Origin of the sequence: Lysinibacillus sphaericus (genome assembly GCF_006864135.1) — a bacterium.
Classification (GTDB): Bacteria; Bacillota; Bacilli; order Bacillales_A; family Planococcaceae; genus Lysinibacillus.
Genome location: NZ_SADV01000006.1, coordinates 160,577 through 185,829, shown reverse-complemented (window position 1 = coordinate 185,829; position 25,253 = coordinate 160,577). Strand labels below are relative to the sequence as shown.

Below are 25,253 nucleotides of genomic sequence, written 5' to 3'. Positions count from 1 at the left end.
CGCATCTGTATCGGTACAGATGTGTAATTTTTATATCGTGCGAGTCTTTACTTTTTATTACTATAGCTTTACCGGCCGGAATGAAGAGAAGGAGTACATTATATGACAATGAAAAGAAAGGCGTATTTGGCAGCCATTATTTATGCTTTTGTCATTGGGCTATCATTTATGTTTGTTAAAGTTACATTGACAGTGGCAAGCCCTATTGATACGCTTGCACACCGATTTACTATCGCACTTATTGGTATTGTCTTTTGTATAGTCATTACACAGAATAAGTTGAAAATTAATAAACAAGATATAGCTAAAATTCTACCTTTGGCACTATTATATCCGATAGCATTTTTTACTTTTCAGGTGCTTGGGCTCGCAAGAATTTCCTCCACAGAGGCAGGAATTATTCAAGCGACAATTCCTATTTTTACATTATTGCTTGCAAGTGTACTTTTAAAGGAAAAAGCTACACGTGAACAACTTATTTTCATTAGTTTATCAGTATTTGGTGTTATCTATATGCTTTTTATGAACAATGGAAGTGCTAGCTCAGGGAATTTAATTGGTAGCGGATTTATATTAATGTCAGCTTGTGCAGCTTCGTTATATAACGTTTTAGCAAGAAAGCTTACAAAACAATATTCATTACTGACATTAACATATGTGATGACATTATGTGGGTTTGTTATTTTTAATGGAGTATCAATTGGAAATCACTTAATAAATGGTACGCTTCTTCAATTTTTCAAACCATTTGTTCATGTAGATTTTGTTATAGCTATTTTATATTTAGGTATTCTATCTTCCCTCGTTACTTCCTACTTATCAAATTATACTTTATCGATATTGGAAGCTTCCAAAATGAGTGTTTTTAGTAATTTTGCTACGCTTATTACAATACTTTCGGGTGTGATCTTTTTACAGGAAACATTTCATTTCTATCATTTGATTGGTGGGTTAGTCATTATTATTGGCGTAATAGGAACCAATTATTTTGGGCACAGGAGGGGAGCACAATGAGTAAATATATTCTTTTACTTTTAATAAGCTGTATTTGGGGTTCTCAATTTTTCTTCGTAGCGTTAGTAACGAATGATGTTGGAGCATTTACCCTATCTTTGCTAAAAGCAATTATTGGTGCTCTATGCTTATCCTTCGTTAGCTTAGTTTTTAAAAGAGAAAAAAGCCCGACCGATTTCAAATTGTATGTTGGAATCGCTTTTTTTGAAGTAGTGTTACCCTTTTTCCTTATTGCCCAAGGTCAAAAGTATGTATCGAGCAGTATTGCATCTATGCTTATAGCGACAGTACCAATCATCACTTTAATTCTTTTCTTCCTTTTCTTTAAAATGAAAGTAAGTCAGTTTCAATTTTTCAGTATTTTTTTAGGCTTTTTAGGAATGGTTATTCTATCATGGCCGATACAAGTAATGGATGGCTCAGGAACGATATTTGGAAATGTGCTTCTCTTATTGGCGGCAATTAGTTTTGCACTGTCATTGATTTTAATGGAAAAGTTAGATAATCGTTCGCCGGTTATTCATATGCGAAATGTATTATGGATTTCTACAATCATATTGTTACCATTAGCCTTTATCTTTGAACGACCATTACATTTGGATATAGACAGGCTACAAATGGCCTCGATTGTTATTTTAGGTATTTTTCACGCGGGGATTGTTTACATGCTTTATAACCTATTAATAAAAAAAGAGGGAGCATTATTTGCTTCCTTTAGTAATTACATTGTTCCTGTAGTTGGTGTACTGATGGGGTATTTTATTTTAAACGAATCATTAGCATTGCAGCATATGGTAGGAATATTTATTATTCTTTGTGCGCTTTTGTTATCAAATAAAAAGGCAATCAAAAGTGACTAGGCAAGGGGTAAGAAAAGTTGGGTCGTTTGAATTTTTAGTAAAATACACAAAAACCCCACCTCTTAGATGTTAACTTCTAAGAGGTGGGGTTTCTATTTTTTAGGTAATGTAATAATAAATGTAGTCCCATCAGAAGGTTCGCTCTGTACTGTGATAGTGCCATTATGAGCTTGAACGAGTTTATAAACAATCGCCATGCCCAGTCCAGTACCTTCAGAAGAAGATTCTGTAGTAGTTCCACGATAATATTGTTGGAATATATTCTCCTTCATGTGTTGAGACATACCTACGCCATTATCCACAATGTGGATTGCTACATGCTCTGCCCTATTAAAAATCTGTGTATAAATATTTGTATTAGGTGGATTGTGGATAACGGCATTCATCAGAATGTTTTGTAAAATGCGTTGCATGAATTTCGTATCAAAGTCAATGTTTATATCAGATGTATCAGTTTTAAAATGCAATATATAGTCGTTGGCCTGTGGATTGTTGCTTATATTAGCAACAATTCTTTTAGAGAAATCCACAATATCCTGCTTGGTTTTATGCAAGGGTAACTGACCATCTGTATGATTAAACTGAATGACGAGACTTAAATCTTGAATAAGTTCCTCCATATGCTTGCCTTTATCTGCAATCTCTTGAATAAAGGAACGAGCTTCCTCCTTGGACCAATCGTATTGATCGTTTAATAGTAAGGTAGAGTAGCCTGTAATATACGTTAATGGCGTTTTTAAATCATGTGATATACCGGCAATCCATTCTTGTTTTGCCTCTTCAACCTTGTTACGTTCTGTTTTAGCAGCTTTTAATTTTTCAGATAAAGATTGTAGATGTTGAAGTACCTCTTGATATAACATATAACGCATACGGAGCTTTTCTTTGCGTGTATAGATTTTTGATAGTCCAACAGGTTTTGTATAGTTTTCTTGTGATAGCTGATGGATCCAAGACATTATAAAACCAAGAGGACCCCCGAAATACCAACCAAATACAGCAATACAAACAATAGTGCTAAATCCGAAAATCCATGCGACTAGTAGACTCTGATAAGCTTCACTAACAGATTTTTTAAGGAGTGGGAGAATACCTTCAAGCCCGATCACAATACAAATTCCACTCAATAGCATCCACAGAATAATCCCAAGTGCAAGGTGTAACGTAAATCGAGTGTTTATTCGCATAGTGAATCCTCTTTCGGTGGAATGAATTTATAGCCAATGCCCCTTAAATTCACAATTATTTTAGGTTTACGCGTATCATCCCCAAGTTTTTTCCTTAGTTTTGAAATATGAATCGTGACGGTTTTCTCCTCACCATATACATCATTTCCCCACACGAATTCGTAAAGCTGTGAAGTTGTAAAAATACGATTTGGATTTTTACAAAAGAAGTGAAGCAACTCTAGCTCTTTAGCTGTACATTCGACAGGCTGATTGTTAACGGTTAATGTAGCAGATTCAGGATTAAGAGCAAAATAACCGAAATCAAATTTTGTAGTCTGCTGATGTTGAGAACTTTCATACATTTTTTGACGTCGAAGGATGACCTTTATTCGAGCGACGACCTCTAAAGGATTAAAAGGCTTTGTAATATAATCATCTCCGCCGATACCTAATCCCGTTAATTTATCAAAATCGGTAGAGCGAGCACTGACAAAAATAATGGGTGTATTTGTATGCTTGCGTATTTCTGTGCAAAGTTCAAAACCACTTATATCTGGTAGCATGATATCGAGCAAAATAATATCGTAATGATTGTCTTTGACAAGCTGTAGTGTACTTTTGCCTGTTGAAGCAGTATCAATATGGATAAAGTTTTCTTTCCGTAACGTAATTTCTAATAATTTTAATATACCAATCTCATCATCTACGATTAAGATTTTTTCAGCCGTTTCCATTTTTATCCCTCGTTTCAAACTCATCATAACAGCTTCTGATCCTTTTATCCTTACTCTCTTGAAAAAATTACTGTCATTTTCCATCGAGTTTACTTTGATTTTACTTTCGTTTATTAAGCTGAATGTAACGAATTCAAAACGATAAGGAGTACATAACATGGAAACTGTTATTCAACTACATCAATTAAGTAAGAGCTTTAAAGGAGTCGAAACCGTCTCAAATGTCAATATGAACGTTAAGAAAGGGGAGATTTATGGGTTTTTAGGTCCGAATGGTGCTGGAAAAACAACGATTATGAAGATGATTTTAAACTTAGTAAAACCAACTTCAGGTGATATTAAAATATTGAATCAATCCATTTCTACTACTTCCTATCAATACTTGAGCAAAATAGGCAGTATTATCGAGTACCCGGAATTTTACGACAGGCTAACAGCGAAGGAGAATTTAGAGCTTCACTGTGAGTATATTGGAGTTTATGAAAAAGGAGCTACCGAAGAGGCATTAGAGATAGTAGGTCTTAATGGTGTTGAACATAAAAAAATACATGAATTTTCTCTAGGGATGAAACAAAGATTAGGCATCGCACGTGCCATTGTTGCTAAACCGGAAATTCTTATTTTGGATGAGCCTATTAATGGTCTTGATCCAATCGGTATTAAAGATATTCGAGAGCTCTTGCTATATCTAAAGGAGAAGCTAGGAATCACCATTTTAATATCAAGTCATATCGTATCAGAAATTGAATCAATCGCAGATACAATTGGCATCCTTCATCATGGAAAATTATTAAAGGAAGTAAAAATGGACGATATTCGAAAAGAGAACATGGAATATCTGGAGATTAAAATAGACGATGTGGAAAAAGCGATCCATGTGCTAGAGAACAAGTTAGGAATTCGAAAATATGAAATTGTCAATCAGCATTGTATTCGAATTTTTGAACATGGCATTTCTCAATCTCAAATTAATAAAGAACTTATATTCAATAACATTGCTGTCAATGGCATTGAAAAACAGCAACAGCATTTAGAAGAGTATTTCTTAAACCTTATTAATGGAGGGAATCAAATTGCTTAAACTATTAAGACTTGAATGGAAAAAGAATAGTATGTCTAGCTATTTTAAAGGCTTAACCATTTGTATTATTGGAATTTTTGCGGCAGTTGCACTTATGGCAGTTGGTTCTGCAGATGAAAAGATGTTTCAAGATTATACAGATTTTATGTCTTTGACAAATATATTAATTCGCATTGTTTTTATCATTTTTTCGAGTGTGATTTTATCTCGTTTAGTCATTGACGAATACAAAAATAAGACGGCTCAATTATTATTTACGTACCCGTTAAAAAGGAAAAAAATTATTTTTGCTAAGCTGTCTTTAGTTTGCGGATTTTGTTTCTTTAGCATTGTCATTGCGACCTTAATGATGAATATCGCTGTTTATTTTTTAAATCCAATGATGAACTTCTTTGAATCTCCCGTTGAGATACAGGAGATGGTAGCTACTATACCTTCTACCTTGATCATTGCTTTTATGATGGCTGGGGTAAGTCTAATTCCTTTGTACTTTGGTATGCGGAAAAAATCAACAGCTGCGACAATTACATCCGCTGTTTTAATTGGATTTTTGATTAATGCAACGGTTTCAAATGGGGATACATCTACAAGTTTATCTCAATTTATCATTGTCCCAACAATAATGTGTCTATTAGGGCTTATTATCGGCTATCTGTCCTATTATAAAGTCGACAAAGTAGATTTAACCTAAAAATGAGAAATGAGGAAGTAATGTGAAAAAAGCAATTATAGCATTGATATTCGTTATGGCGATAGGGGGAATATTGTTCACGCTGAAAATAAATGGAGAAAAGAGCATCACTGAAGAACAGACCTTTGATGTTGAGCAAATTAAAGAACTAGAACTAAACATAGAGTCCTGGGATATAGCATTAGAAAATACAGAATCTGATAAACTAACAATTGAATTTGACAGTAAGCAACAACAAAAGCAGCAAAGTAATCCTGTTGAAATTAAGAAAGACGGAAATAAAGTAAAGGTACTTCAACAAGACACTGAAAAAGGGGCTATGAAAAATTTTAGCTTTGGAAAAAAAGCTACTATTCATATTTCAATCCCTAAAAATGCAGTGAAGAAGATTGCATTAAATAATAGCTATGGTGATATCAAAATTAACAACATTGAAACAGAAGAACTTACAATCTCTACGAGTTCTGGCGCTAAAATCATTAAAGGCCTATCGGCTGATAAAGGTACAATTACATCAAAAGATGGTGAATTAAGTATCGTAGAAAGTTCTTTAAATGAATTAACGATAGCTGCTACAAATGGTGATAGCTTCATTACTAGGGTTAACAGTCCGAAAACGAAAATTACTTCGACTAGCGGTGAAGTCTTAATGAAAGAAATTAGCGAAGGAAAAGCACTATTTGTAGAAACGGCTTCTGGGGATATTACGATCTCATACAAAGAGGCACCGAAATCATTAGAGCTTATAGCGAACAGTGATTCATCTGACATAAGTTTAGAAGGTTACCAGAAAGAAGAACATACGGATCAATTAAAGAAAGGTAAGATTGGTGATGCGTCAAACAAATTGGAGCTAATTAGCAATGGAGGTATAATTACTGTAAAATAAAAACTTAATCTGTGAGGTAAATGAATCATGTTAAGACGAGAACTTGTTTCAAAAGTGATTTGCTCGATTGGTATGAAAAACTTCGAGCAACTTTTACTGATATGGAGTTAAAGTTTGAGGGTGAAGAGTCAAGTAATGAAGCGATGGAGCGTATCGTTAACGCAGTTGAGGAAACTTTCAAAAGTGAGTCCGAACATACAATTATCGTTAGTCATGGAAATATAATTACCTTACTGTTGAAACATTATCATAATGATGTAAACTTTCAATTTTGGACTCAATTAAGAAATCCAGATGTTTTTAGGCTAAGTGTTAAGGATCATGAAATGACTCTAGAACGTATATGGGAATGAAGAAAATTTATATGAATATCCTTCCTATTTAATAAAAGTTGGCTATCATTAGTTAAAACGTATTCTGTGTGTAAAGTTGATTTCCGTTCCGACTGGCGCCCAGTCGGAACGGAAATCAACCCTACATTATGTGATAGGCTAAATTTTGAGTTGTAAAGTTAATTGTGGAATTTTATGTAAATGTATTTTGTGGGAAAAGGAAGGGGGAGAAAGATGGATAGGTTATTGCAAGATATTGTTACTTGGATCAAAAAGGAAGATAGATCAATTGTTATTGGTATTTCAGGACATGGTGCAGCAGGAAAAACAACATTTGCTAATAAACTTATCAACTGTTTAAACCAAAGTGAAGTGAATTATATTAATACAGACCCGTATATTGTTAGTTCGGATATACGCAAGCATACAATTATCAACTATAATTTTCGAAAAAAACAGCATCATTTTAAAATGACCGCTTGCCATCCAGCGGCACATCATTTACCTTCTTTGGAAAGGGATGTTCAGATGGTTAGAGAAGGTCTGGATTTATTGACAATTGATACGCACTATATGAAAAGTGCGTTAATTTCTTCAAAAACTAAAATAACCATTGTTGAGGGAATGAGTGTAGCATTTATTAATCCGAAATTATTTGATTTAAAAATTTATTTTTATACAGATGGTGAGACGGAATTGAAGAGAAGGTCGAGTCGTGATGTAATTGAAAGGGGAACTGATATCAATTATTTAAAGCACTCCCATGAAGAACGTCGAATCCAATATGAATTGTTTATGCATTCGTATAGTCAGCATTTTGATATCATTTTTAAAGCTTTTGATGAAACAGTATGTCTAGAAAAAAATACTTTTAAATTTTAACTATAGAAAAAGCCTTATGTTATCCAGGCAGAAGGCTCATACAGCTTTACTATGCTTACTTTTGAAGAAACCTGTTTTTGAGTTTTTTTAATAATCTATCATGTAATTTTGTAAATAGCAGTAAAGTCAAAATTGTTCCAAGGAAGGCCGAAAACATGTCCCATTGTGCATCCCAGCGATCGCCCTGCATACCTAAAAAATCTTTGGCTCCTTTACTACCTTTTGAAATTCTTGTACTGAGCCATTCAATAATTTCATAGAGAGCAGCAATAGCAAGCATAATGCTTATTGTTATGCCTGTTAACCAAGCACCTTTTACTAGTGGTGTTTTTCGTATTAATATTTCTCTTATGACAATGGCCATCAAACCTTTTAAAAAATGCCCAAATCGATCGTAGTCATTGCGTTTTAAGTGAAACTCCTCTTTAATCCAGTTAAAAAGTGGAACCTCCGAATAAGTATAGTGCCCACCAATAAATGTTAAAATAGACAAAAGGGCAATGATAAAATAAGAAAACGTTGTAAAGCGAAACTTGCTATAAATGGCGATTACAATAATAATGGCAACGACAGCAGGACTTACTTCTGCGACCCAGTCCAAATAGGATGATGGTTTTATGACAGACCACACGAAAATGATAAGTACTATTAACAACAAGATTACATGTGTTTTCCGATGTTTATCTTTTTCCAAAACGAACACTTCTTTTGTCTAAAGTATAGGGATATAGTAAATAGCTTATACACCTTACATAAGATAGGAGTAAAAAAGCGCCTAGGCATATTGCACTGACGCTTTGTAAAAAAATTGTTATACCATTTTTAATAAAGCCTCTACGCCAGACATTCCTTCAGTAATACCAAGTTGATGCGCTTCATATGTCACGGATTCTAATGGAGCCGTCAATAGCTCATCAATTGTTTTCACACCAACTGCTCGCCCAGCAATAATCTTGCGGTCTGCTAAACGATCATTTAATAGTCCAACATCTAAAGCTCCACACATAATGTAGCCCGTATCATTTGAAATTGTCAGCAGTGTTGTTTTAGGTAGTTGAACAATTATCGCAGTGAAAAAATTGCCTTTAATCATAATAGGCTCAATTGTTACCATCCGAAATCACTCCTTTTCTCTATATACATATGGCAATAGATAAAAAGGTGTTCGACATTTTCACTAAAAATTATTTGTTACCTAAAATAAAACGAACGGCGAATGTGTTATGCCAGGAGATACAACTTAGTAAGTTGGTTGATTTCCGTTCCAACCCAGCGACTCCTTGGGGATTACGTCACAGACTGGAGCGCAGAGGATGTTTTCTGTACGAAAGCGCCCAGGTTGGAACAGGAATCAATACCTCGATATACTGAAAATGACACCTCAATTGACACCTAGTTTTTCCAACAAATTGAAGAAAAGAATCAACCCGTTTCATAAGAGCTGATTCTTTAAAATTATTTAGTATAAGAAAGCATAGCAGTTTGCTTGAAATTTTTTAATGCAACCGTTGCCTCGTTTTTAGTTTTATACTCGAACATACGGTAAGTATTTTGTTCAAAAACTGTAATAACCCACATAATGAAAGATCCCCTTTGTTGTTTTTTTGTGCTATAACAGATGGTAAATAAATTGATTTTATCTGTTGTTGTTATATATCAGCTATGTCTTTTATTTTACATCAATTAGTGAAAAAAGAAAGTATTTTGTGAGTGTTTTCACATTTCGTTCAAAATATGACTGGGAATTTAATTTTGAAATAAGTAAGAGGAGAAAACAGCCAAACCTTTCGCAAGTATAATTCAATGTAATTCGTAAATAGTAAGTTGACGGAGTTATGTGAATTTGAACTGGGGAGGTGATGCTTATGACACGTAAATATGTATTGGTTTTATCCCTTTGTTTTTTAATCATATCGGTATTTTTTACAGGGCTGACAACTTATGCGGATAAAGGTCGACCTTATTATGAGGAGACAGGGGAAGTTGTCTGGGATATTAACACAAAAGACAAAATAATTGCTCTTACCTTTGATGATGGACCTCATCCTAAATATACGGCAGCTATTTTAGATTTATTGGCAAAGTATGATGCAAAGGCTACGTTTTTTATTATTGGAAAAAATGCAGAAAAATATCCAGACCTTGTTTTACGATCTTATTCTGAAGGGCATGAGCTGGCCAATCATACGTATTCACATCCGTTTAAAGCTTCTGTAGCTGAATTACAGGCACAACTACGCAAGACAAAGGAAATAATTTATGGTATTACTGGATTTGCACCAGTTTTGTTTCGTCCTGTAGGCGGATACTATAATGATCAAATGATCAATTCCGCTATTAAGGATGGATATAAAGTAGTTATGTGGTCTTGGCATCAGGATACTCAAGATTGGAAACAGCCAGGGGTTAACAAAATTGTCCAAAAAGTGATGAAGGGGTCGAAGCCTGGAGATGTTATTTTGTTTCATGATGGAGGCGGCAATCGTACGCAGACCATTAAGGCACTGGAAGAAATCTTACCAGAACTAAAAAAACAAGGTTATACATTTGTCACAATATCCGAGTTGATTAAAAGTAAACAGCAACAAGAGCAAGTGCAATAAGGAAAAGCAAGCCATCTCAGCAGCATGAAATGGCTTGTTTTTTTCCCCTATGACAGTAAGTCTGTCATTGCGCAGCGGATAGAATAATTAGTCATTTCAAAATTACCAAAATAATAGTGGTGCTAATGCAATTCCGGCAACCGCTCCAAGTGCGATTCCAACGCCGAAACCTGCTCCGGCGCCTCCCCAACCCCAATAACCTAAACCATAACCGCCAAATCGTCTATCAGGTTGAATCCACACTTGTCTTCTATCCACCCTAGTTATTTCTCCGTAATGTACTCTGCCACCTCGTTCTTCAATTCTTACACGTTTACCATGATATTGACAACAAAGATTATAAGTATTAGCTGGATTCACAAACTATCCCTCCTTTCGACTTCCTTACAAGCTAATATATGCGGTTGCAATCATTATCACTAGCCGATTGTCTACTTCGAACATAAGCTATAGTAAGGAGGGAATGTATGTCAGTAATACCAACAGATAAGTGGCTCAATGAATTAAAAGCTAGTCAAAGGCTTAATGATAGTAAAAATCTTGAGGACTTACAACGCTCTATCCTTTGCGATCGTTTGGTAGAGATTTTTATTGGTGGATCTCCACATGAAATACAATTTGAACTACAGCAACAGGGGCTATTTAAATCACATGAAAAAATAGACATTACCAAGTTGAAAAAACAAAACGTTTGGGAAGTAGTACAGAAGGAATTTATATATTTAAAAGAGAGATGGAGCGGACCAACTATACCAATCTATATCTTTCCAATCACACAAGAGCAAACGATTACTAATAAAAACGGTGTTGCCTATCCAAATGCTTTGTTTTTATATATTGGAGAGCTTGAAAAGCAGGAGCTTAAAGCGTTATTTGCGCATGAGTATAATCACGTTTGTCGTCTGCAATATTTAGATAAATCTCTAGATGAGGTGACGTTGTTAGATTCTTTAATTTTAGAGGGATTAGCAGAATGTGCAGTGGAGGAGATTTACGGTGATAGATGGTTAGCACCATGGTTGAGGTCCTACTCATTAGATAACATGCTAGAAATTTGGAAGGGGCATTTTTTACCTCAAATCAATATACAAGGGTTAAACAATCATGCTGAATTTTTATATGGCGGAAAGCTTCCTCAATGGATAGGGTATTGCATTGGTTATGAAATAGTAAGGTCATATATTAGAAATCATTCAGCCAATAAACTGCATGTAAAAAGTTCTAAGGAAATACTTGCTGGATCTGATTTTCCATTATAAGACGATATCTATATAAAATAGCCAGTTGCCGATTCACGACTCGATAACTGGTCTTTATTTTCATTTATAGGATTATCACCATAACGGATGGTTGATTTCCGTTCCGGCAGGGCGCTTTGTTGCTGTCGCTTCGCTTTCGCACAGAAAACATTTGTAGCTGTCGCTCCGCTTTCGCACAGAGCGAAGCTTCCTGGGGGCGTCCGATGAGCCGCTCCGCTTCGCTGCAGGGTCACGAAGGCGTTATCACAGGACGTGATGCTTTTAGCCTTCGTGCCTCTATATGGCTAATCCCCAAGGAGTCGCCCAGCCCCCACTCCAATCAACTTATACACATAGCATACGTTTTAAAAATATCATCTCCAACAATCGATGATGAGCTAGATAGCAATAATTCCTATTGCTACAGCAATGAATAGTAAAGTAATGCTCAATCCCCACATCCAGAAGAAAGAGTATTTTAAGTGTTTTCCCATTTCTAAGCCTGATAAGCCTAAAGCTAACCAAACAGCAGGGGCAAGTGGCGATACAAATGTACCTACAATATTACCAATAATCATTGCATAGGCAGTTGAAAGAGAATCAATATCGAAAGATAAGCCAATCTGTTCAACTACAGGGAATAAAGCGAAGTAATATGCATCCGTACTTAATAATAAATCAAATGGTACCCCTAAAACCCCGATAATGATATGTAAATAAGATGATAGGGCTGATGGTAGAATGTGTACGGCGTTGTTGGCAATTGCAGTTAACATCCCAGTACCATTAAGGATGCCTAAAAATAATCCAGCGGCAATAATGATAGACGCCATCGTTAAGGCATTCGGTGCATGTGCTTGTACACGTTCCATCTGTTCTTTAGGAGAACGATAGTTGATTGGTAAGGCGATGGCCACGCCAATTAAAAAGGCTAATCCTGCTGGTAAAATACCTGCAACTAAAATTCCGATAACAAGAACCGTAACAATAGCATTAATCCACAGTAGTTTTGGTCGTTGTAAGCTTGTGTCTACTTCTGATGAAACAACACCTTGTGTAATAGCATGATCATCATTTGTGAAGTCAAGGGTACCGTATTGTTTTAGAATACGGCGCTTTTCTCTAAAACCAAGGAACACCGCTAAAGTTATCATTAACACGACACCAATGATTTGAATAGTGATTAAAGGATACCAAAGTTCAGTGACATCCGTCTTTAAAACGGAAGCAACACGACCTAATGGACCACCCCAAGGAATCATATTTATAACTGCTGCAGCTCCCCCAACTAATAACAGCAATAGATATGGATTCATGCGTAAACGTAAATATAAAGGCAATAATGCTGGGATTGTAATTAAAAATGTTGAAGCACCAGAACCATCTAGTTGTGCCACTACAGCAATTATTACTGTTATTACTGCAACAACAATAATGTTTCCTTTTGAAAGCGCAATCATTTTATTGATCAATGGTTCGAATAATCCTACATCCTGCATAATACCAAAGAAAATAATCGCAAAGATAAACATAACAGCTACGTTCATCACAGAGCTTAATCCAGAACTAAAGAATTCTCCTAATTCATCAAAATTAAAGCCAGCTATAAATGCTGCCACGATAGGTGGTATTACCATTGCTACAAGTGGTGATACACGACCACTAATAAGCAAAGCAACAATAATAATAATTGTTAAAAATCCGATTATACTTAAACTCAAAAATATTTCCTCCCTTTGTGATCAATCATTCAGATTATTTAAAAAATATCATAGTGCCAAAGAGAGGAAAACAATATAGTCATATGTTAAATAAAGAATATAATATTAGTTTTGTTCATAAGTTCCATGATATACATATTTCCGTTCAGGTCTTCCGACGGTGCCGTAAATCAATTTTGTCTGTAAAAACTGTTCCCCAACTAAGTATTCTAAATAACGGCGGGCTGTTGAACGACTTGAACCGATGAGTTCGCTTAATTGTGAGGCTGTAAGCTCCTGGGTTTTGAGATCTTCGAAAATGCTTTTAACAATTTGTAATGTGTGCAAATCTATACCTTTTACAAACGTTTCTTCATCTATTATTTTAGTGCTAGATTCCCTATAAAATAATGAATCAAGATCCTTTTGAGTGACATTTTTGCTATTTTGAAATAAATGATGTTCCTGTAAATATTTCTGAAATGCTCTTTGAAGTCGTTGCTCTTCAAAGGGTTTTATTAAGTAATCTGAAATGCCTAAGTCCAATATATCCTTTATTAAACTTATTTCAGTTGCTGCAGAGATTACGATGATTTTTATAGATGGATAAAGATGGCGTATATGGCTTACTAATGAGCAACCTTCAACATCAGGAATATACAAATCTGTTAATACAATTTCAGGTAAACTAGAGGTCGTCTTTAGCTTTTCAATCGTTTCTTTTCCTGTACGTAAATTTTCAGTAACGATAAATCCTTTTATATTATGAACATAATCTGCGTGAATTTTTGCCACTCTAAAGTCATCTTCAATAATCCAGACACTTTTTGATATTGTCATTCTCAACGTCTCCTTTAGGAACTATTATTAAAAAACATGCTCCAGAAAAATCACCTGAATCCAATAAAATGTCTCCATTTATCTCCTGAAGGGCTTTCTTGCTTATAGCTAGTCCATGTCCGCGATCTAACCCTTCTTTAGTGGATACACCTTTTGTAAAAATTTTATCGTAAATAGTATTATCAATACCCGGGCCATTATCTTGAATCTCAAATAAGTAATGGTTTTTATAATTATTGATAGATAGTTGAATCAATTTATTTGAGGATTCCCAGCTTTTTAAAGTTTCAATAGCATTTTGAAGCACATTACCAAGAGCTGTTAAAATAGCATTTTCTTGCTGTTTGGATATTTCGATTGAGGAAGAAATTTCATTAAGCTCGAGTTTGATGCCTAGTTCTGCCGCTTCTGCAATTTTCCCCTGTATTAATGCAAGTAGAAGAGGGGTTGTTACATTGCTATTTAAAAAAGCCTGATTTTTAAGTTGTATGTTTCGTTCTTCTTTAATAAATTCAATAGCTTCGTTGTAATGCTTATGAACAAGCAAACCTAAAATGATATGGAGCTTATTAGCAAATTCATGAGTATATGCCCGTTGAACATTTGCATACTGCTTCATCTGTTTTAATTCATCAATGATTTTTTGAATATCTACTTTCTTTCTGAAGGTGTATAGTGAACCAATTTTCCTTTTCTTTTCAACTAAAGGCGTTTTATTTAAAATGATAATATGCTCATCAAGTGGTAGCTCTAAATTATGAATGTTTTTCTCTGCAACAATTTTAGGCGTAAAAATATGTTCAATTTTTGCACCCATCCAATCTGATAGAGACTTATTATGAGCGGAATCTAGCATTTCGTATGCACTTCTATTAATAGTCGTAATTTGATTAAAGTGATCGACAGCTATTATACCCTCGGCTGTTGTTTCTAAAATGACCTTGTTTTGTTGATATAATTTAGCGATTTGAATAGGTTCCATATTAAACAATAATTTTTTAATATAAATGGAAATGGCTATTGCACCTAATATGCCTATTAAAAGAATAATTAAGGTGTATTTAATCCATTTGTGAATATAGCTTTCGATGATTGTGTCGATATTTTCTGTTAAAAAACCGACAGAAACAACACCAATAATTTTATTGTCTATTATGATGGGAGCTTTACCACGAATAGATTCGCCTAATGATCCCATGGTTTTAGAAATATAAGCTTGTCTATCTAGCAATGCGGCATCATTGTCTCCACCAACCATTTTCTCTCCAATTTTATCTTTTAAAGGATGTGAATAACGAATTCCTTGAGAATTTCCAACGACAATATATGCTGCGTCAGTTTCTTTTCTTAAAGGCTCGACAATGGGTTGGATAATTTCGCTTGGATTTTCTTTATCAAATGCTGCAGTGATTTCTTCCATAGATGCGAGAGTTTTAGCAATATTTAATGCTTCCGCTCCCATCTGTTTTTCTGTCGTATCCCGGATATGCTCTTGCAATAGATACATGAACATTCCACATATTAAAAGGATTAGGATACTTATTAAAAAAATCATTCTAACTGTAAGAGATCGGAACCAATTTCTCATATTTCACCTCTATGTAGTTTGATACTCGTAACTGCTACCTTTACGGAAAAATAAAATTATCTCGAAAATAGCCATTTGTCTGATGATTAGTCTATCATAAATAGCTAATAAATAGAGGAGGCCCTCAAGCTTGATCTATTTGAAGATAGTGGGAAAACCATCACAAAAAGATGTTGATTACATTTGTTAATACGTATGCTTTGAATATAAGTTGATTGGAGTGGAGGCTTGGCAACTCCTTGGGGATTAGCGATATAGAGGAACGAAGGCTAAAAACATCACGTCCTGTGATAACGCCTTCGTGACCAACATCCTGCTGCTGCCGCTTCGTTGGCACTACGCTTTCGCGCAAAAAAACATCTGTTGGCCCGAGACCCTGGAGCGAGCAACGCGAGTGAAGCGGCTCATCGGACGCCCCTAGGAAGCTTTGCTCTTTACGAAAGCGAAGCGACAGCTACAAATGTTTTCTGTAGCGAAAGCAAAGCGACAGCTACAAATGTTTTTTCTGTGCGAAAGCGAAGCGGCAGCAACAAAGCGCCCAGTCGGAACGGAAATCAACCCCACTGTATAGTGATGAACCTTTATTTTTGGTATTTGATACATGACATTTAATAACATTAACACAAATTTTCCGCTACAATATTAGGAAGGATTGATTGTAATGTCGAGTGAACTTAAAAATGTATTACCACCAGTTATTGATTTGTCAACGAAGGTGTTAATCGTCGGCTCAATGCCAGGAAAGCAATCATTAGAGAAACAACAATATTATGGTAACCCACGCAATCACTTTTGGCCGATTATTGGGGAAATATTAGAGATGGATGTACCTCAGGAGTATAGACAAAGATTAAAATGGCTAAAGGATCATCATATTGGTCTCTGGGATACAATAGAATCGTGTGAGCGTAAAGGGAGCTTAGATGCGGCCATTCGTAATGAAAAACCGAATGATTTTAAAACGCTTTTCGAACACTATTCTAATGTTGAGTTAGTGCTTTTTAATGGCGCAAAGTCATTCGAAGTTTTTAAAAAGCATATTGGCCTTGAAGTTTTAGATGGTCGAGCATATCAAAAAATGCCTTCGACTAGTCCAATACCAGGTAAAAATATTAAATCCTTTGAAGAAAAGTTTGAGGATTGGCGAGTGATGCACTCTTATTTGCCTAGATAATCACATGACAAAAAAATCCCTGCTGATTAGTGTTATTTGACGGAGAGGATTATAATAGGGCATTACTGCCAAAGTTAGTAAGATTCTGTGGGGCAATAATAAGAATTTAAAATGAAGATACGACTTTTTTGGAAAACATACCTTGTAAATACGAATACGGTTTAGAACGACTGAATACAAAGTTAATGGGCAATTTGCTCAACGGTTATTAGCCCTTTTACATATATTGAATTATGTAAAGGGAGGGGTTTATCATGTACAATCCATATGAAGAAATTGTGCCACTGCCAGAACCCGGTTTCGAACCATCATTTGGACTTCCTGGTTTTGGACCACCACCATCGTTTGGCCCGCCTAGTTTTGGTCCATCACCGCCGTTCGGCCCGCCACCATCATTTGGACCACCTAGTTTCGGCCCGCCACCAGCAGGTCAAATGCCTCTTGGTCCACCGCCTAGCTTTGTGCCATCACTGCCACCTTTTGGAGTAGGTACAAGTGGTATTCAATCTTGCTTATTTAGAAATACGTATATATGGATGTTTAATGGAACAGGTTTTTGGTTCTTCCTAACTGCTGTAGGAAGAGAGTTTATTGCAGGGTTCCGTTGGAGTAATAGAAGTGGTTGGCGCTTCCAAACTATTGCAAGAAGAAATATTCGCTCGTATGAATGTACGAGATGGTAATTAGGCGTATTAAGTAGCAAATGTATATGAAATAAAGGTGTCATTAATAGGGGATTTTTATTGGTTCATAGTGTTGAAAAAATGGCCAAGGAAATGTTCCTGAATTAGCATGTATCTTCTAGCATGTTAAAGCGAGTAGCTTAAAACGTAAATCACCTAAAATGTCTGCATTGACCATTTTATTTTTCAACAATAATAAACCTCCTAAAGCATGTGTTTCTCTGCTTAGGGGGTTTATTCGTAATTCCGCTTAAATTTTCTCTACGTCATCCACAAGCTGCGTATACTCTGCAAACCTATTGTGCCATTCTTCCATTGGAAATTCGTCATGTGCAGTTCCGTTTAATAAATCTGAGAGCATGTCTAGGCATATATGCCAGCCGGCTAAATCTTTAGGTGTATGCTCAGTTAGCTCGCTAATCGATTCAAGTAATATTAATATAGAGCCGCTGCTAGTAGGGGAGAGCTCAAACCTTACTGTATCTTTGCCCCAATCAAACTCGAGTATATTCTTCACGGCATAGTCAGTAATTGCAATTTCCTTATAAGCGTTTGTTCCATCATTCATATTAAAATGTATTGTGCCGTTCTTTCGAAGATCAATGATTTCTAAATTATTCATCCATTTTTGAAGCTTTTCATTCTCCGTTAATACTGCCCAAACAGCATCAACTGAATGTGACAGTGGTCGATTAAATTTTACGACATAGTTATTTTGTTGTTGTTGAATAGTAGCAAGCATGGATACCCTCCTTGTTTCTTTTATTTCATCATAAACTGTTTGAAATAGTCTTGTCATGTCTTCTTCTATTTCATTCTTGTTATTTCTAAGTAGTAGAATTCCGATTAATATTAGTTAAGAAAGGAGGAATTACCATGCCATATCAACAAGCTTTAGACAACTATATTGCAGCGACAAATTCCCATGATTTTAATAACGTAAAGGCAATTTTGCATCCACAAGCGGTGTATTGGTTTTCGGATAAAACATGCATAACTTTAGAAGAAATAGGAGCTTATTTCAATAATGCATGGGATATGATAAAGGAAGAAGTTTATTCGGCCGCCGATGTTCAGTGGCTTACGGTTGATGGACAATCGGCTACCTGTATTTATACATACCATTATGAAGGCTATCATAACGGGAAATTTGTATCGGGTAGCGGAAGAGCAACGAATATTTTTACGGTCTTAAACAATGAATGGAAGTTAATTCATGAGCATTTAAGCAGTTAAATTATTTTTATTGCTACTTGAATAAGTAGTAATGAAATGATGATTATTAAGAGGATTTTAGCTATTTTTATCGGAATTTTCGGTAGAATTAAAAGTCCGAGCTGAGAGCCGATAATGGAGCCTATTGCCATCGCCATTGCATAATGCCATTGAATAAAGCCTGTTTGGTAAAAAACGATAAATGCCCCTGTGCAGCTTCCGAAAATAAGTACGCGTGTGAGCTGTACAGCCTTTATGTAGGAGTAATGGTAGCGTAAAAAATGCAGTATGCTGAAGGTTGAAGAGCCAGGTCCAAAGCCGCCATCATAAACCGCTATTAAAAATGGCTGCCATAATTTATTGCTGTGTTTAATGTCAATTTCTTCGGAGCTAACAGTCCATTTTTTATTTTTCAGCGTTATAAATAAGGCGAAGATAAGTAGCATACAGGCAATAATATTCATTGTTTTTTCTGAGATAGATACGGTTAGGAGTGCTCCACAAACCCCGCCAGCAATAGCTACAGCAACATATTTCATAATAGATACTAGACGAAGCTCTTTATGATAAAGAAGATAAAAGATGCTCGACAACGCTGCAACGCCCGATGAAAATTTATTCGTAGCAATGCCTGTTTGAATAGGTATACCAACAAGCATCATAGCAGGGATCGTAATTAGCCCAGCCCCCCCAGCAAGTGTACCGATAAAAGCAGCAATAATTCCAATACCGACGAGCGTCAGTGTAAGCTTTGTATAAAAAAGACTCATTACAATGGCAAACATCACAATCAAAATAAAAGGTTTTTTCATAAACGTCTCCTTTAGCGTTATTAGTTAAAGGGTACTGATATATAATTTATAAATCTAATATATTATTTTTGTTTTATATAAATGTGATTTATACAAAATACAATTGATTTTTTCTTTCACTATAAACACTTCTTGAAATATAGTCCCCTTAAAGCGCCAATCTCTCCTAATTGGCCCTGCTTAGCCGCTATGAAATCGAGTTATAAATAGTTTGGGTCAATCGCTAACGCAGGTCATGATATTTTTCGTGAAGCACCTAAGGATGTTGCTAACAAAATAAGAACATAGGTTGAGAATCATAATTCGTTAGCAGTGCAAACATTGGTATGACAAATTCAGAGGTGAATGAAACTGATAAAAACAGAACAAGAGCTAAAAAGTTTAATTGCCGCAGATAAATGGATGATGAACATTTTAAAAACTGTAGAAAAGTTACAATTACCTGATTCATGGGTATGTGCAGGATTTATTCGATCCAAGGTGTGGGATTATTTGCATGAAAAAGAATATAGAACGCCATTAGCCGATATTGATGTGATATATTTTGATAAAGTAAATCTTTCCGAGAACTATGAAAAGCAGCATGAACAAGAATTGATGAAGTATTTACCGAATGAGCCTTGGTCTGTGAAAAATCAAGCAAGGATGCATGTAGTAAATAATAGTACACCTTATCAGTCATCTATAGATGGCATGGCGCATTTTCCAGAAATCCCGACAGCTATTGGTGTGAGATTTACTAATGGAATACTTGAGATAGCTGCACCACATGGTATCAAACACTTAGTTTCCGGAACTGTCGCTCCTACACCATATTTTCAAAAAGACTCTCCGATGCATGAAGTTTATAAAAGCAGAATCCATAACAAACAGTGGAAATCAATTTGGCCGAAACTACAGATTTTCTACTAAAATGAAGCGAAGGAGCTAAGGGAATTTGTATCACGATAAACATCAAATAATCTCGCATTATGAAAAAGCTATCGTGTTTGTCGAAAGTTTAGCAAGCATAACAGAAGAACAATGGCGCACGTCTATAGTTCCTGGAAAATGGACGGTGGCAGAGGTAATTGGACATCTTACTCCATGGGATGAATTCGTGGTAAAACAACGTCTACCGTTTCTTTTTACAGAAGAAAGCTTACCAAAAGGACCGACTGTAGAAGAGATGAATACTAGTGCAGCAAAAGATAGTCGTGCACAAAGTAAAGAAGAAACGATAGCCAATTTTATTAAACAGAGACAGCAGCTAATTGACGCGCTTTATCAAATAGTTGATGAGCAATGGCGACAGCCTTTTACAATAGGTGATTCAGAATTAACGCTTTCCGGTTATTTTGCAAGTTTAGTAGATCATGATTTGCATCATTTTTCACAAGTTCGAAAGTCCTTAAGAATGTAGAGGGTATAAAGTGGATATCAAGTATTTAATCGATTATTATGCACATGCATCTGTAAGTTTTACGGATGTTTTTACAAATAAAATGGAGCCGGGCCAAATAGATATTGGTCGAACAACAGCCCCTGGGAAGTGTGGATTGGTTGTGCCGCTTGCAGGTAGCGCTATATTTAGCTTTAACGGTGTCCCTTATGGGATGGAGCCGGGAATGGTCGTACATGCAGGACCACAAATGCCAATCGAAATTAAAGCTTCAGATGATAAAGGATGGGAGTATGCGGTTGTTCATTACCATATCCCTTCTGAAGAAATACCTCAATGTCCATTATCAACTCAGCACTTTTTAATTAATACAGGCTATCATACAAAAATTATTGACTATGTACAGCAGTTAATAGAATGCCAAGCAATGCCAGGTAATATGTCAATATTCAAAGCAAAGACTCTATTTATGAATCTTTTGGAAGCCATTCTTATATCGGCAAAAGTGAAGATACTCGATACAGCAAGTGACCAGATGGAGCAAGCTTTACAGTATATACATGAGAATTATGCTACTCAACTTTCTGTTTCGAAAATTGCTGAAGAATTTGGCGTGGAGCGTCGTAGATTTGCTTATCTGTTTGAACAGCACACAGGGATGACGCCTAGCGTCTACTTAACGGAATATCGTATCCGACGGTCGAAGGAATTACTGAAATATGACGATTCTCCAGTAGCAGAGATAGCAGAATGTGTAGGTTATGTAGATTGCTTTTATTTCAGTCGAGTATTTAAAAAATGTACTGGAATGTCCCCGACAACATATCGAAAAATAATGCTGGGGGAAGCTAAATACGTATAAAAAGTTGTTTCTTAAAAAAGAAGCGGCTTTTTTTGTGGTCGAAAATCGGCAAAAGTCCATGTACTTCGCGAATTCGTCCATTCACAACTGGTTTTCTCTTTGTTAGGATAGTATCCGTAAATGATAATGAATATCAATTAAAAGGATCAATGCTATTGACTTATAAATGAAAATGATTATCATTATCAATATAATTATGTTCGTTAGGAGAGAAAATCTATGAATAAATATTTTAAAATGTGTGCACCTGCTCTATTAGCTCTATCCTTGGCTGCATGTGGAACGGATAAAGCAGAAGAATCTAAATCTACAAATAATGCAGCAGAAACTAGTGCATCAGAAACACAAGATCAAGCGAAAACACAAACGATTACATACTTAGGTGAAAAATACGAAATTGCCGCAGATGTCAAAAACATAGTAGCTGCAAGCTTAGAGTCAATGGAAGATGCGGCAATGCTCGGTATCAAGCCTGTTGGCGTGCTTGATATCGCTGGGAAAATTCCAGCATATCTTGCTTCTGAATTAGAAGGTGCTGAGCTTGTTGGAGATAAAATGACACCGAATACTGAAGCCATTCTTAAACTTGATCCAGATGTTATTTTAGGTTCTACAAAATATCCTAAGGAAATGGCTGAAAAGCTCAATAAAATTCAAACGATGATTCCATATTCACATGTCTCTACAAATTGGAAAGAGAACTTAACATTACTTGCACAGCTTTCAGGTAAAGAAGACGAGGCTAAAAAAATTATTGCTGATTATGAAGCGAAGGTTGCTGATTCTCAAATGAAATCTAAAGAGCAATTAGCGGACAAGCAAGTTCTAGTTATTCGAGTACGTGGTGGCATCATGTATATCTATCCTGCGGGCGTTTATTTAAACCCTGTTCTATATGAAGATTTAGGGGCTCCAATACCAGAGGTTTTAAAAACTGCAAAGGCACAGGCTGAACTATCTCTTGAAACATTAGCAGAGGTTAATCCAGATGCTATTTTCCTTCAATTTGAGGAATCAGAAAATGCTGACGCACCAAAAGCATTAGAAGAGCTACAAAAGAATCCAATCTTTGCAAGCTTAAAGGCATCACAAAATAATCAAGTTTTCTTAAATGCCATTGAACCTTTAGCGCAAGGTGGTACTGCATGGTCTAAGGTGAAATTCTTAGATATCGCAGCTGAAAAATTACTTAAATAGTATAAAGAGGCTGGTAGTAGATTTGGTGGCATCACCAGGCTATTACCAGCCTTTTATAAGATAGAGTTCAACTTCTTTTATCGGATGTCCAAACATCCGCTGAAAAGAGGAACTCAGGCTAAGAACTCCACATCCTGTGAAAACGCCTGAGTGACCAACATCGTGTTGGGCCAAAGCCTTCGGACGCATTGTTTATCTGTAGCGAAAGCACAGCGACAGCTACAATGATGCCGAGGAATAATTGATATAGAAAAAGGTGTGGAAGTTGAAAAAAACAAACATTGTGGCATTTTCAATATTAGCAGCTGCTCCAATCCTAATTGCAATTGTGGCATTAGTATCCGTTATGTACGGCACAAAAGACATTAGTGCAATTACGGTGTGGCAGGCGATTACTGCATTTGATCCTTCGAATGTTGACCACCAAATTATACGAACAGGACGTATTCCTAGAATTGCCGCGGTATTACTAGTTGGGTCATTTTTAGCGGTGGCTGGGGCAGTAATGCAAGGTATTACACGAAATTATTTAGCATCCCCTTCGCTAATGGGAGTTAATGATGGTTCTGCATTTATGATTACGTTAGCAATAGTATTTTTCCCAGGGCTTCCTAATTACCAAATGATATTACTTTCAATGTTCGGTTCAGCATTAGGAGCAGGGATTGTATTTGGTTTTGGCTCTTTAATTCGAAATGGTTTATCACCAGTAAGGCTCGCTATTATTGGAACAGTCATTGGTACGTTTTTGAGCAGTATTGCTACAGCCATTGCGATGTATTTCCAAGTATCACAAACGGTAAGTGTTTGGTATAACACAAAGGTACATATGGTGGATATGGATATGCTCATGCTAGCTATTCCATTTGGGCTAGTCGGTTTAGTTCTTGCATTAGTATCAGCTAAGTCCATTACGATAACTTCATTAGGAGAAGATATAGCTATTGGACTCGGGCAAAAAACAAAAGCCGTGAAAATTATTAGTATGCTAGCCGTTGTCTGTTTAACAGGTACGGCTGTTGCACTTGTAGGAAAGATTGCCTTTGTAGGATTAGTCATTCCTCATATTACACGTTTCCTTGTTGGAGTGGATTACCGTTTTATCATTCCGTGTGCAGCTGCAGTAGGAGCATTTTTCTTAGCGCTTTGTGATGTACTCAGTCGCTTTGTTAATTACCCATTCGAAACGCCAATCGGTGTATTAACGGCATTTGTTGGTGTTCCGTTCTTCTTATATTTAGTACGTAAACACGGAGGTGAAAAACGTGCGTAAAAAAACCTCGAGTGTATTCGTTATGACTGTTTCGATACTCATGTTATTTATTCTTGGTGCCAGCTATCTACATCTTACAAACGGTGTCTTTGATATGTCGGTGATGGATATTTTAAAAACATTGCTACGCATTGAACCAAATTCAAAATTTGATCTTGTCATTTTTGAATTTCGTTTACCACGTATTGTCATTGCAGCACTAGTAGGTGTTGGTTTAGGGATGGCAGGGGTTGTGCTACAAGGTATTACGCGTAATGGCCTAGCAGACCCTGGGATTTTAGGGATCAATGCTGGTGCTGGTGCAGCGGTAGTTATCTTTATGTTTTTCTTTCAATTACATCTCACATCTGCAGATATGAGTAGCTGGCTGTCCATTTTGATGATGCCGATCTTTGGATTCGTTGGTGGTGCGATGGCTGCTGTGTTAATTTACACGTTTGCCCTGAAAAACGGTCATTTAGATATGCAACGGCTAATTTTAACAGGGATTGCGATTAATAGTGGATTCGGGGCATTGTCACTGTTTTTATCATTGAAAATGAATGCTCAGGATTATGAAGCTGCTGCAGTTTGGATGGCTGGTTCTATTTATAATGCAAACTGGATTTTTGTTGTGACTATGCTACCATGGCTTATTTTAATAGGCTTTTATGTTTATCGGAAATCATATTTGCTCGATTATTTTCAATTAGAAGAGGACAGTATTACTAGCTTAGGGATAGCGGTAGAAAAAGAGAAGATGAAGCTGTTATTGGCAAGCGTCGGCTTAGTCAGTGCCTGCGTATCGGTGTCAGGTAGTATCGGTTTTATTGGATTAATGGCGCCACATATTGCTAAACAGCTTGTTGGGATACAACATCGTTATGTCATGCCAGTAAGTGCATTAATAGGTGCGGGATTGCTTATTTTTGCTGACTTTATAGGGAAAACAGTGTTTGCGCCGTCTGAACTGGCAGTTGGTATTGTTGTTTCGATTATCGGGATTCCATATTTCTTATATTTACTAGTGAAATCGAAGGCATAGGGGGAAATAGT

The 25,253-nt window shown here is 36.1% G+C and carries 29 protein-coding genes; 18 read left to right on the top strand and 11 right to left on the bottom strand.

The window, feature by feature from the left end:
- The first annotated feature begins 102 nt into the window (after positions 1-102).
- Positions 103-1,014 carry a DMT family transporter gene (locus C7Y47_RS09980; protein WP_142508644.1) on the top strand — a complete coding sequence of 304 codons (912 nt, stop codon included), beginning with the start codon at positions 103-105 and terminating at the stop codon, positions 1,012-1,014.
- Positions 1,011-1,874 carry a DMT family transporter gene (locus C7Y47_RS09975; RefSeq protein ID WP_142508643.1) on the top strand — a complete coding sequence of 288 codons (864 nt, stop codon included), beginning with the start codon at positions 1,011-1,013 and terminating at the stop codon, positions 1,872-1,874. The genes C7Y47_RS09980 and C7Y47_RS09975 overlap by 4 nt, the downstream gene beginning before the upstream one ends.
- A gap of 92 nt (positions 1,875-1,966) precedes the next feature.
- Here C7Y47_RS09975 and C7Y47_RS09970 read toward each other — a convergent pair whose 3' ends face one another.
- Together C7Y47_RS09970 and C7Y47_RS09965 are read right to left on the bottom strand one after the other, a co-directional pair.
- Entirely contained in the window at positions 1,967-3,061 is a 1,095-nt protein-coding gene (locus C7Y47_RS09970; protein ID WP_142508642.1) for a sensor histidine kinase, read from the bottom strand.
- Complete coding sequence (locus tag C7Y47_RS09965) at positions 3,052-3,777, bottom strand: response regulator transcription factor (protein WP_142508641.1); 726 nt, start codon at positions 3,775-3,777, stop codon at positions 3,052-3,054. The genes C7Y47_RS09970 and C7Y47_RS09965 overlap by 10 nt, the downstream gene beginning before the upstream one ends.
- Positions 3,778-3,934: 157 nt before the next feature.
- On the opposite strand from C7Y47_RS09965, the gene C7Y47_RS09960 reads away from it, so the two are divergent.
- The 5 genes from C7Y47_RS09960 to C7Y47_RS09940 all read left to right on the top strand — a co-directional run bounded on the left by C7Y47_RS09960 (position 3,935) and on the right by C7Y47_RS09940 (position 7,652).
- On the top strand, positions 3,935-4,858 hold the full coding sequence (locus tag C7Y47_RS09960) for an ABC transporter ATP-binding protein (protein WP_142508640.1): 924 nt from the start codon (positions 3,935-3,937) through the stop codon (positions 4,856-4,858).
- Entirely contained in the window at positions 4,851-5,549 is a 699-nt protein-coding gene (locus C7Y47_RS09955; RefSeq protein ID WP_142508639.1) for an ABC transporter permease, read from the top strand. Before C7Y47_RS09960 ends, C7Y47_RS09955 begins: the two co-directional genes overlap by 8 nt.
- Before the next feature lie 22 nt (positions 5,550-5,571).
- Positions 5,572-6,438, top strand: coding sequence for a DUF4097 family beta strand repeat-containing protein (locus C7Y47_RS09950; protein WP_185903449.1), 867 nt, complete (start codon positions 5,572-5,574; stop codon positions 6,436-6,438).
- 20 nt (positions 6,439-6,458) lie between these two features.
- A complete protein-coding gene (locus tag C7Y47_RS09945; protein ID WP_142508638.1) occupies positions 6,459-6,791 on the top strand; it encodes a histidine phosphatase family protein in 333 nt (110 codons plus the stop codon).
- 213 nt (positions 6,792-7,004) lie between these two features.
- Positions 7,005-7,652 (top strand): uridine kinase family protein, encoded by a 648-nt coding sequence (locus C7Y47_RS09940; RefSeq protein WP_142508637.1) that lies wholly within the window; start codon positions 7,005-7,007, stop codon positions 7,650-7,652.
- A gap of 55 nt (positions 7,653-7,707) precedes the next feature.
- Here C7Y47_RS09940 and C7Y47_RS09935 read toward each other — a convergent pair whose 3' ends face one another.
- The 3 genes from C7Y47_RS09935 to C7Y47_RS25595 all read right to left on the bottom strand — a co-directional run bounded on the left by C7Y47_RS09935 (position 7,708) and on the right by C7Y47_RS25595 (position 9,230).
- The gene (locus tag C7Y47_RS09935; RefSeq protein WP_142508636.1) at positions 7,708-8,346 is read right to left on the bottom strand and encodes a DUF2238 domain-containing protein; all 639 of its coding nucleotides are present in this window, start codon (positions 8,344-8,346) and stop codon (positions 7,708-7,710) included.
- Between the two features lie 117 nt (positions 8,347-8,463).
- Positions 8,464-8,766, bottom strand: a complete 303-nt coding sequence (locus C7Y47_RS09930; RefSeq protein ID WP_132361317.1) for a YunC family protein — start codon at positions 8,764-8,766, stop codon at positions 8,464-8,466.
- Between the two features lie 341 nt (positions 8,767-9,107).
- Positions 9,108-9,230 (bottom strand): hypothetical protein, encoded by a 123-nt coding sequence (locus C7Y47_RS25595; RefSeq protein ID WP_255505116.1) that lies wholly within the window; start codon positions 9,228-9,230, stop codon positions 9,108-9,110.
- A gap of 287 nt (positions 9,231-9,517) precedes the next feature.
- Here C7Y47_RS25595 and C7Y47_RS09925 point away from each other — a divergent pair, with 287 nt between their 5' ends.
- Positions 9,518-10,255, top strand: coding sequence for a polysaccharide deacetylase family protein (locus tag C7Y47_RS09925; RefSeq protein WP_142508635.1), 738 nt, complete (start codon positions 9,518-9,520; stop codon positions 10,253-10,255).
- Positions 10,256-10,357: 102 nt separating this feature from the next.
- Here the strand turns inward: C7Y47_RS09925 and C7Y47_RS09920 are convergent, their stop codons facing one another.
- Positions 10,358-10,615, bottom strand: coding sequence for a hypothetical protein (locus tag C7Y47_RS09920; RefSeq protein WP_142508634.1), 258 nt, complete (start codon positions 10,613-10,615; stop codon positions 10,358-10,360).
- Between the two features lie 107 nt (positions 10,616-10,722).
- On the opposite strand from C7Y47_RS09920, the gene C7Y47_RS09915 reads away from it, so the two are divergent.
- On the top strand, positions 10,723-11,514 hold the full coding sequence (locus tag C7Y47_RS09915) for a DUF2268 domain-containing protein (RefSeq protein WP_142508633.1): 792 nt from the start codon (positions 10,723-10,725) through the stop codon (positions 11,512-11,514).
- A gap of 377 nt (positions 11,515-11,891) precedes the next feature.
- On the opposite strand, the gene C7Y47_RS09910 is transcribed toward C7Y47_RS09915, so the two are convergent.
- From C7Y47_RS09910 to C7Y47_RS09900, 3 genes are all read right to left on the bottom strand, one after another.
- The gene (locus tag C7Y47_RS09910; protein ID WP_142508632.1) at positions 11,892-13,214 is read right to left on the bottom strand and encodes a CitMHS family transporter; all 1,323 of its coding nucleotides are present in this window, start codon (positions 13,212-13,214) and stop codon (positions 11,892-11,894) included.
- A 105-nt stretch (positions 13,215-13,319) separates the two neighbouring features.
- Entirely contained in the window at positions 13,320-14,033 is a 714-nt protein-coding gene (locus C7Y47_RS09905) for a response regulator (protein WP_142508631.1), read from the bottom strand.
- Positions 14,002-15,540 (bottom strand): ATP-binding protein, encoded by a 1,539-nt coding sequence (locus tag C7Y47_RS09900; protein ID WP_185903448.1) that lies wholly within the window; start codon positions 15,538-15,540, stop codon positions 14,002-14,004. Before C7Y47_RS09900 ends, C7Y47_RS09905 begins: the two co-directional genes overlap by 32 nt.
- Positions 15,541-16,282: 742 nt before the next feature.
- Between C7Y47_RS09900 and C7Y47_RS09895 the strand changes: the two genes are divergently transcribed.
- Together C7Y47_RS09895 and C7Y47_RS09890 are read left to right on the top strand one after the other, a co-directional pair.
- Positions 16,283-16,795, top strand: a complete 513-nt coding sequence (locus C7Y47_RS09895) for a DNA-deoxyinosine glycosylase (protein ID WP_142508629.1) — start codon at positions 16,283-16,285, stop codon at positions 16,793-16,795.
- Positions 16,796-17,049: 254 nt separating this feature from the next.
- The gene (locus C7Y47_RS09890) at positions 17,050-17,478 is read left to right on the top strand and encodes a hypothetical protein (RefSeq protein ID WP_142508628.1); all 429 of its coding nucleotides are present in this window, start codon (positions 17,050-17,052) and stop codon (positions 17,476-17,478) included.
- Positions 17,479-17,728: 250 nt separating this feature from the next.
- On the opposite strand, the gene C7Y47_RS09885 is transcribed toward C7Y47_RS09890, so the two are convergent.
- Positions 17,729-18,220: an SRPBCC family protein gene (locus C7Y47_RS09885; protein WP_142508627.1), complete on the bottom strand. Its 492-nt coding sequence runs from the start codon at positions 18,218-18,220 to the stop codon at positions 17,729-17,731.
- A gap of 134 nt (positions 18,221-18,354) precedes the next feature.
- Between C7Y47_RS09885 and C7Y47_RS09880 the strand changes: the two genes are divergently transcribed.
- Positions 18,355-18,714 carry a YybH family protein gene (locus C7Y47_RS09880; protein WP_142508626.1) on the top strand — a complete coding sequence of 120 codons (360 nt, stop codon included), beginning with the start codon at positions 18,355-18,357 and terminating at the stop codon, positions 18,712-18,714.
- Here the strand turns inward: C7Y47_RS09880 and C7Y47_RS09875 are convergent.
- Positions 18,711-19,463 carry a sulfite exporter TauE/SafE family protein gene (locus tag C7Y47_RS09875; RefSeq protein ID WP_255505122.1) on the bottom strand — a complete coding sequence of 251 codons (753 nt, stop codon included), beginning with the start codon at positions 19,461-19,463 and terminating at the stop codon, positions 18,711-18,713. The genes C7Y47_RS09880 and C7Y47_RS09875 overlap by 4 nt on opposite strands.
- A 387-nt stretch (positions 19,464-19,850) precedes the next feature.
- On the opposite strand from C7Y47_RS09875, the gene C7Y47_RS09870 reads away from it, so the two are divergent.
- The 6 genes from C7Y47_RS09870 to C7Y47_RS09845 all read left to right on the top strand — a co-directional run bounded on the left by C7Y47_RS09870 (position 19,851) and on the right by C7Y47_RS09845 (position 25,242).
- Positions 19,851-20,417: a nucleotidyltransferase family protein gene (locus C7Y47_RS09870; RefSeq protein ID WP_142508624.1), complete on the top strand. Its 567-nt coding sequence runs from the start codon at positions 19,851-19,853 to the stop codon at positions 20,415-20,417.
- A gap of 25 nt (positions 20,418-20,442) precedes the next feature.
- On the top strand, positions 20,443-20,907 hold the full coding sequence (locus tag C7Y47_RS09865) for a DinB family protein (protein ID WP_142508623.1): 465 nt from the start codon (positions 20,443-20,445) through the stop codon (positions 20,905-20,907).
- A 10-nt stretch (positions 20,908-20,917) separates the two neighbouring features.
- A complete protein-coding gene (locus C7Y47_RS09860; RefSeq protein WP_142508622.1) occupies positions 20,918-21,748 on the top strand; it encodes a helix-turn-helix domain-containing protein in 831 nt (276 codons plus the stop codon).
- A 219-nt stretch (positions 21,749-21,967) separates the two neighbouring features.
- The gene (locus C7Y47_RS09855) at positions 21,968-22,945 is read left to right on the top strand and encodes an ABC transporter substrate-binding protein (RefSeq protein WP_142508621.1); all 978 of its coding nucleotides are present in this window, start codon (positions 21,968-21,970) and stop codon (positions 22,943-22,945) included.
- Between the two features lie 265 nt (positions 22,946-23,210).
- Entirely contained in the window at positions 23,211-24,218 is a 1,008-nt protein-coding gene (locus tag C7Y47_RS09850; RefSeq protein ID WP_142508620.1) for a FecCD family ABC transporter permease, read from the top strand.
- 22 nt (positions 24,219-24,240) lie between these two features.
- Entirely contained in the window at positions 24,241-25,242 is a 1,002-nt protein-coding gene (locus C7Y47_RS09845) for a FecCD family ABC transporter permease (RefSeq protein ID WP_142508729.1), read from the top strand.
- Positions 25,243-25,253 lie beyond the last annotated feature (11 nt).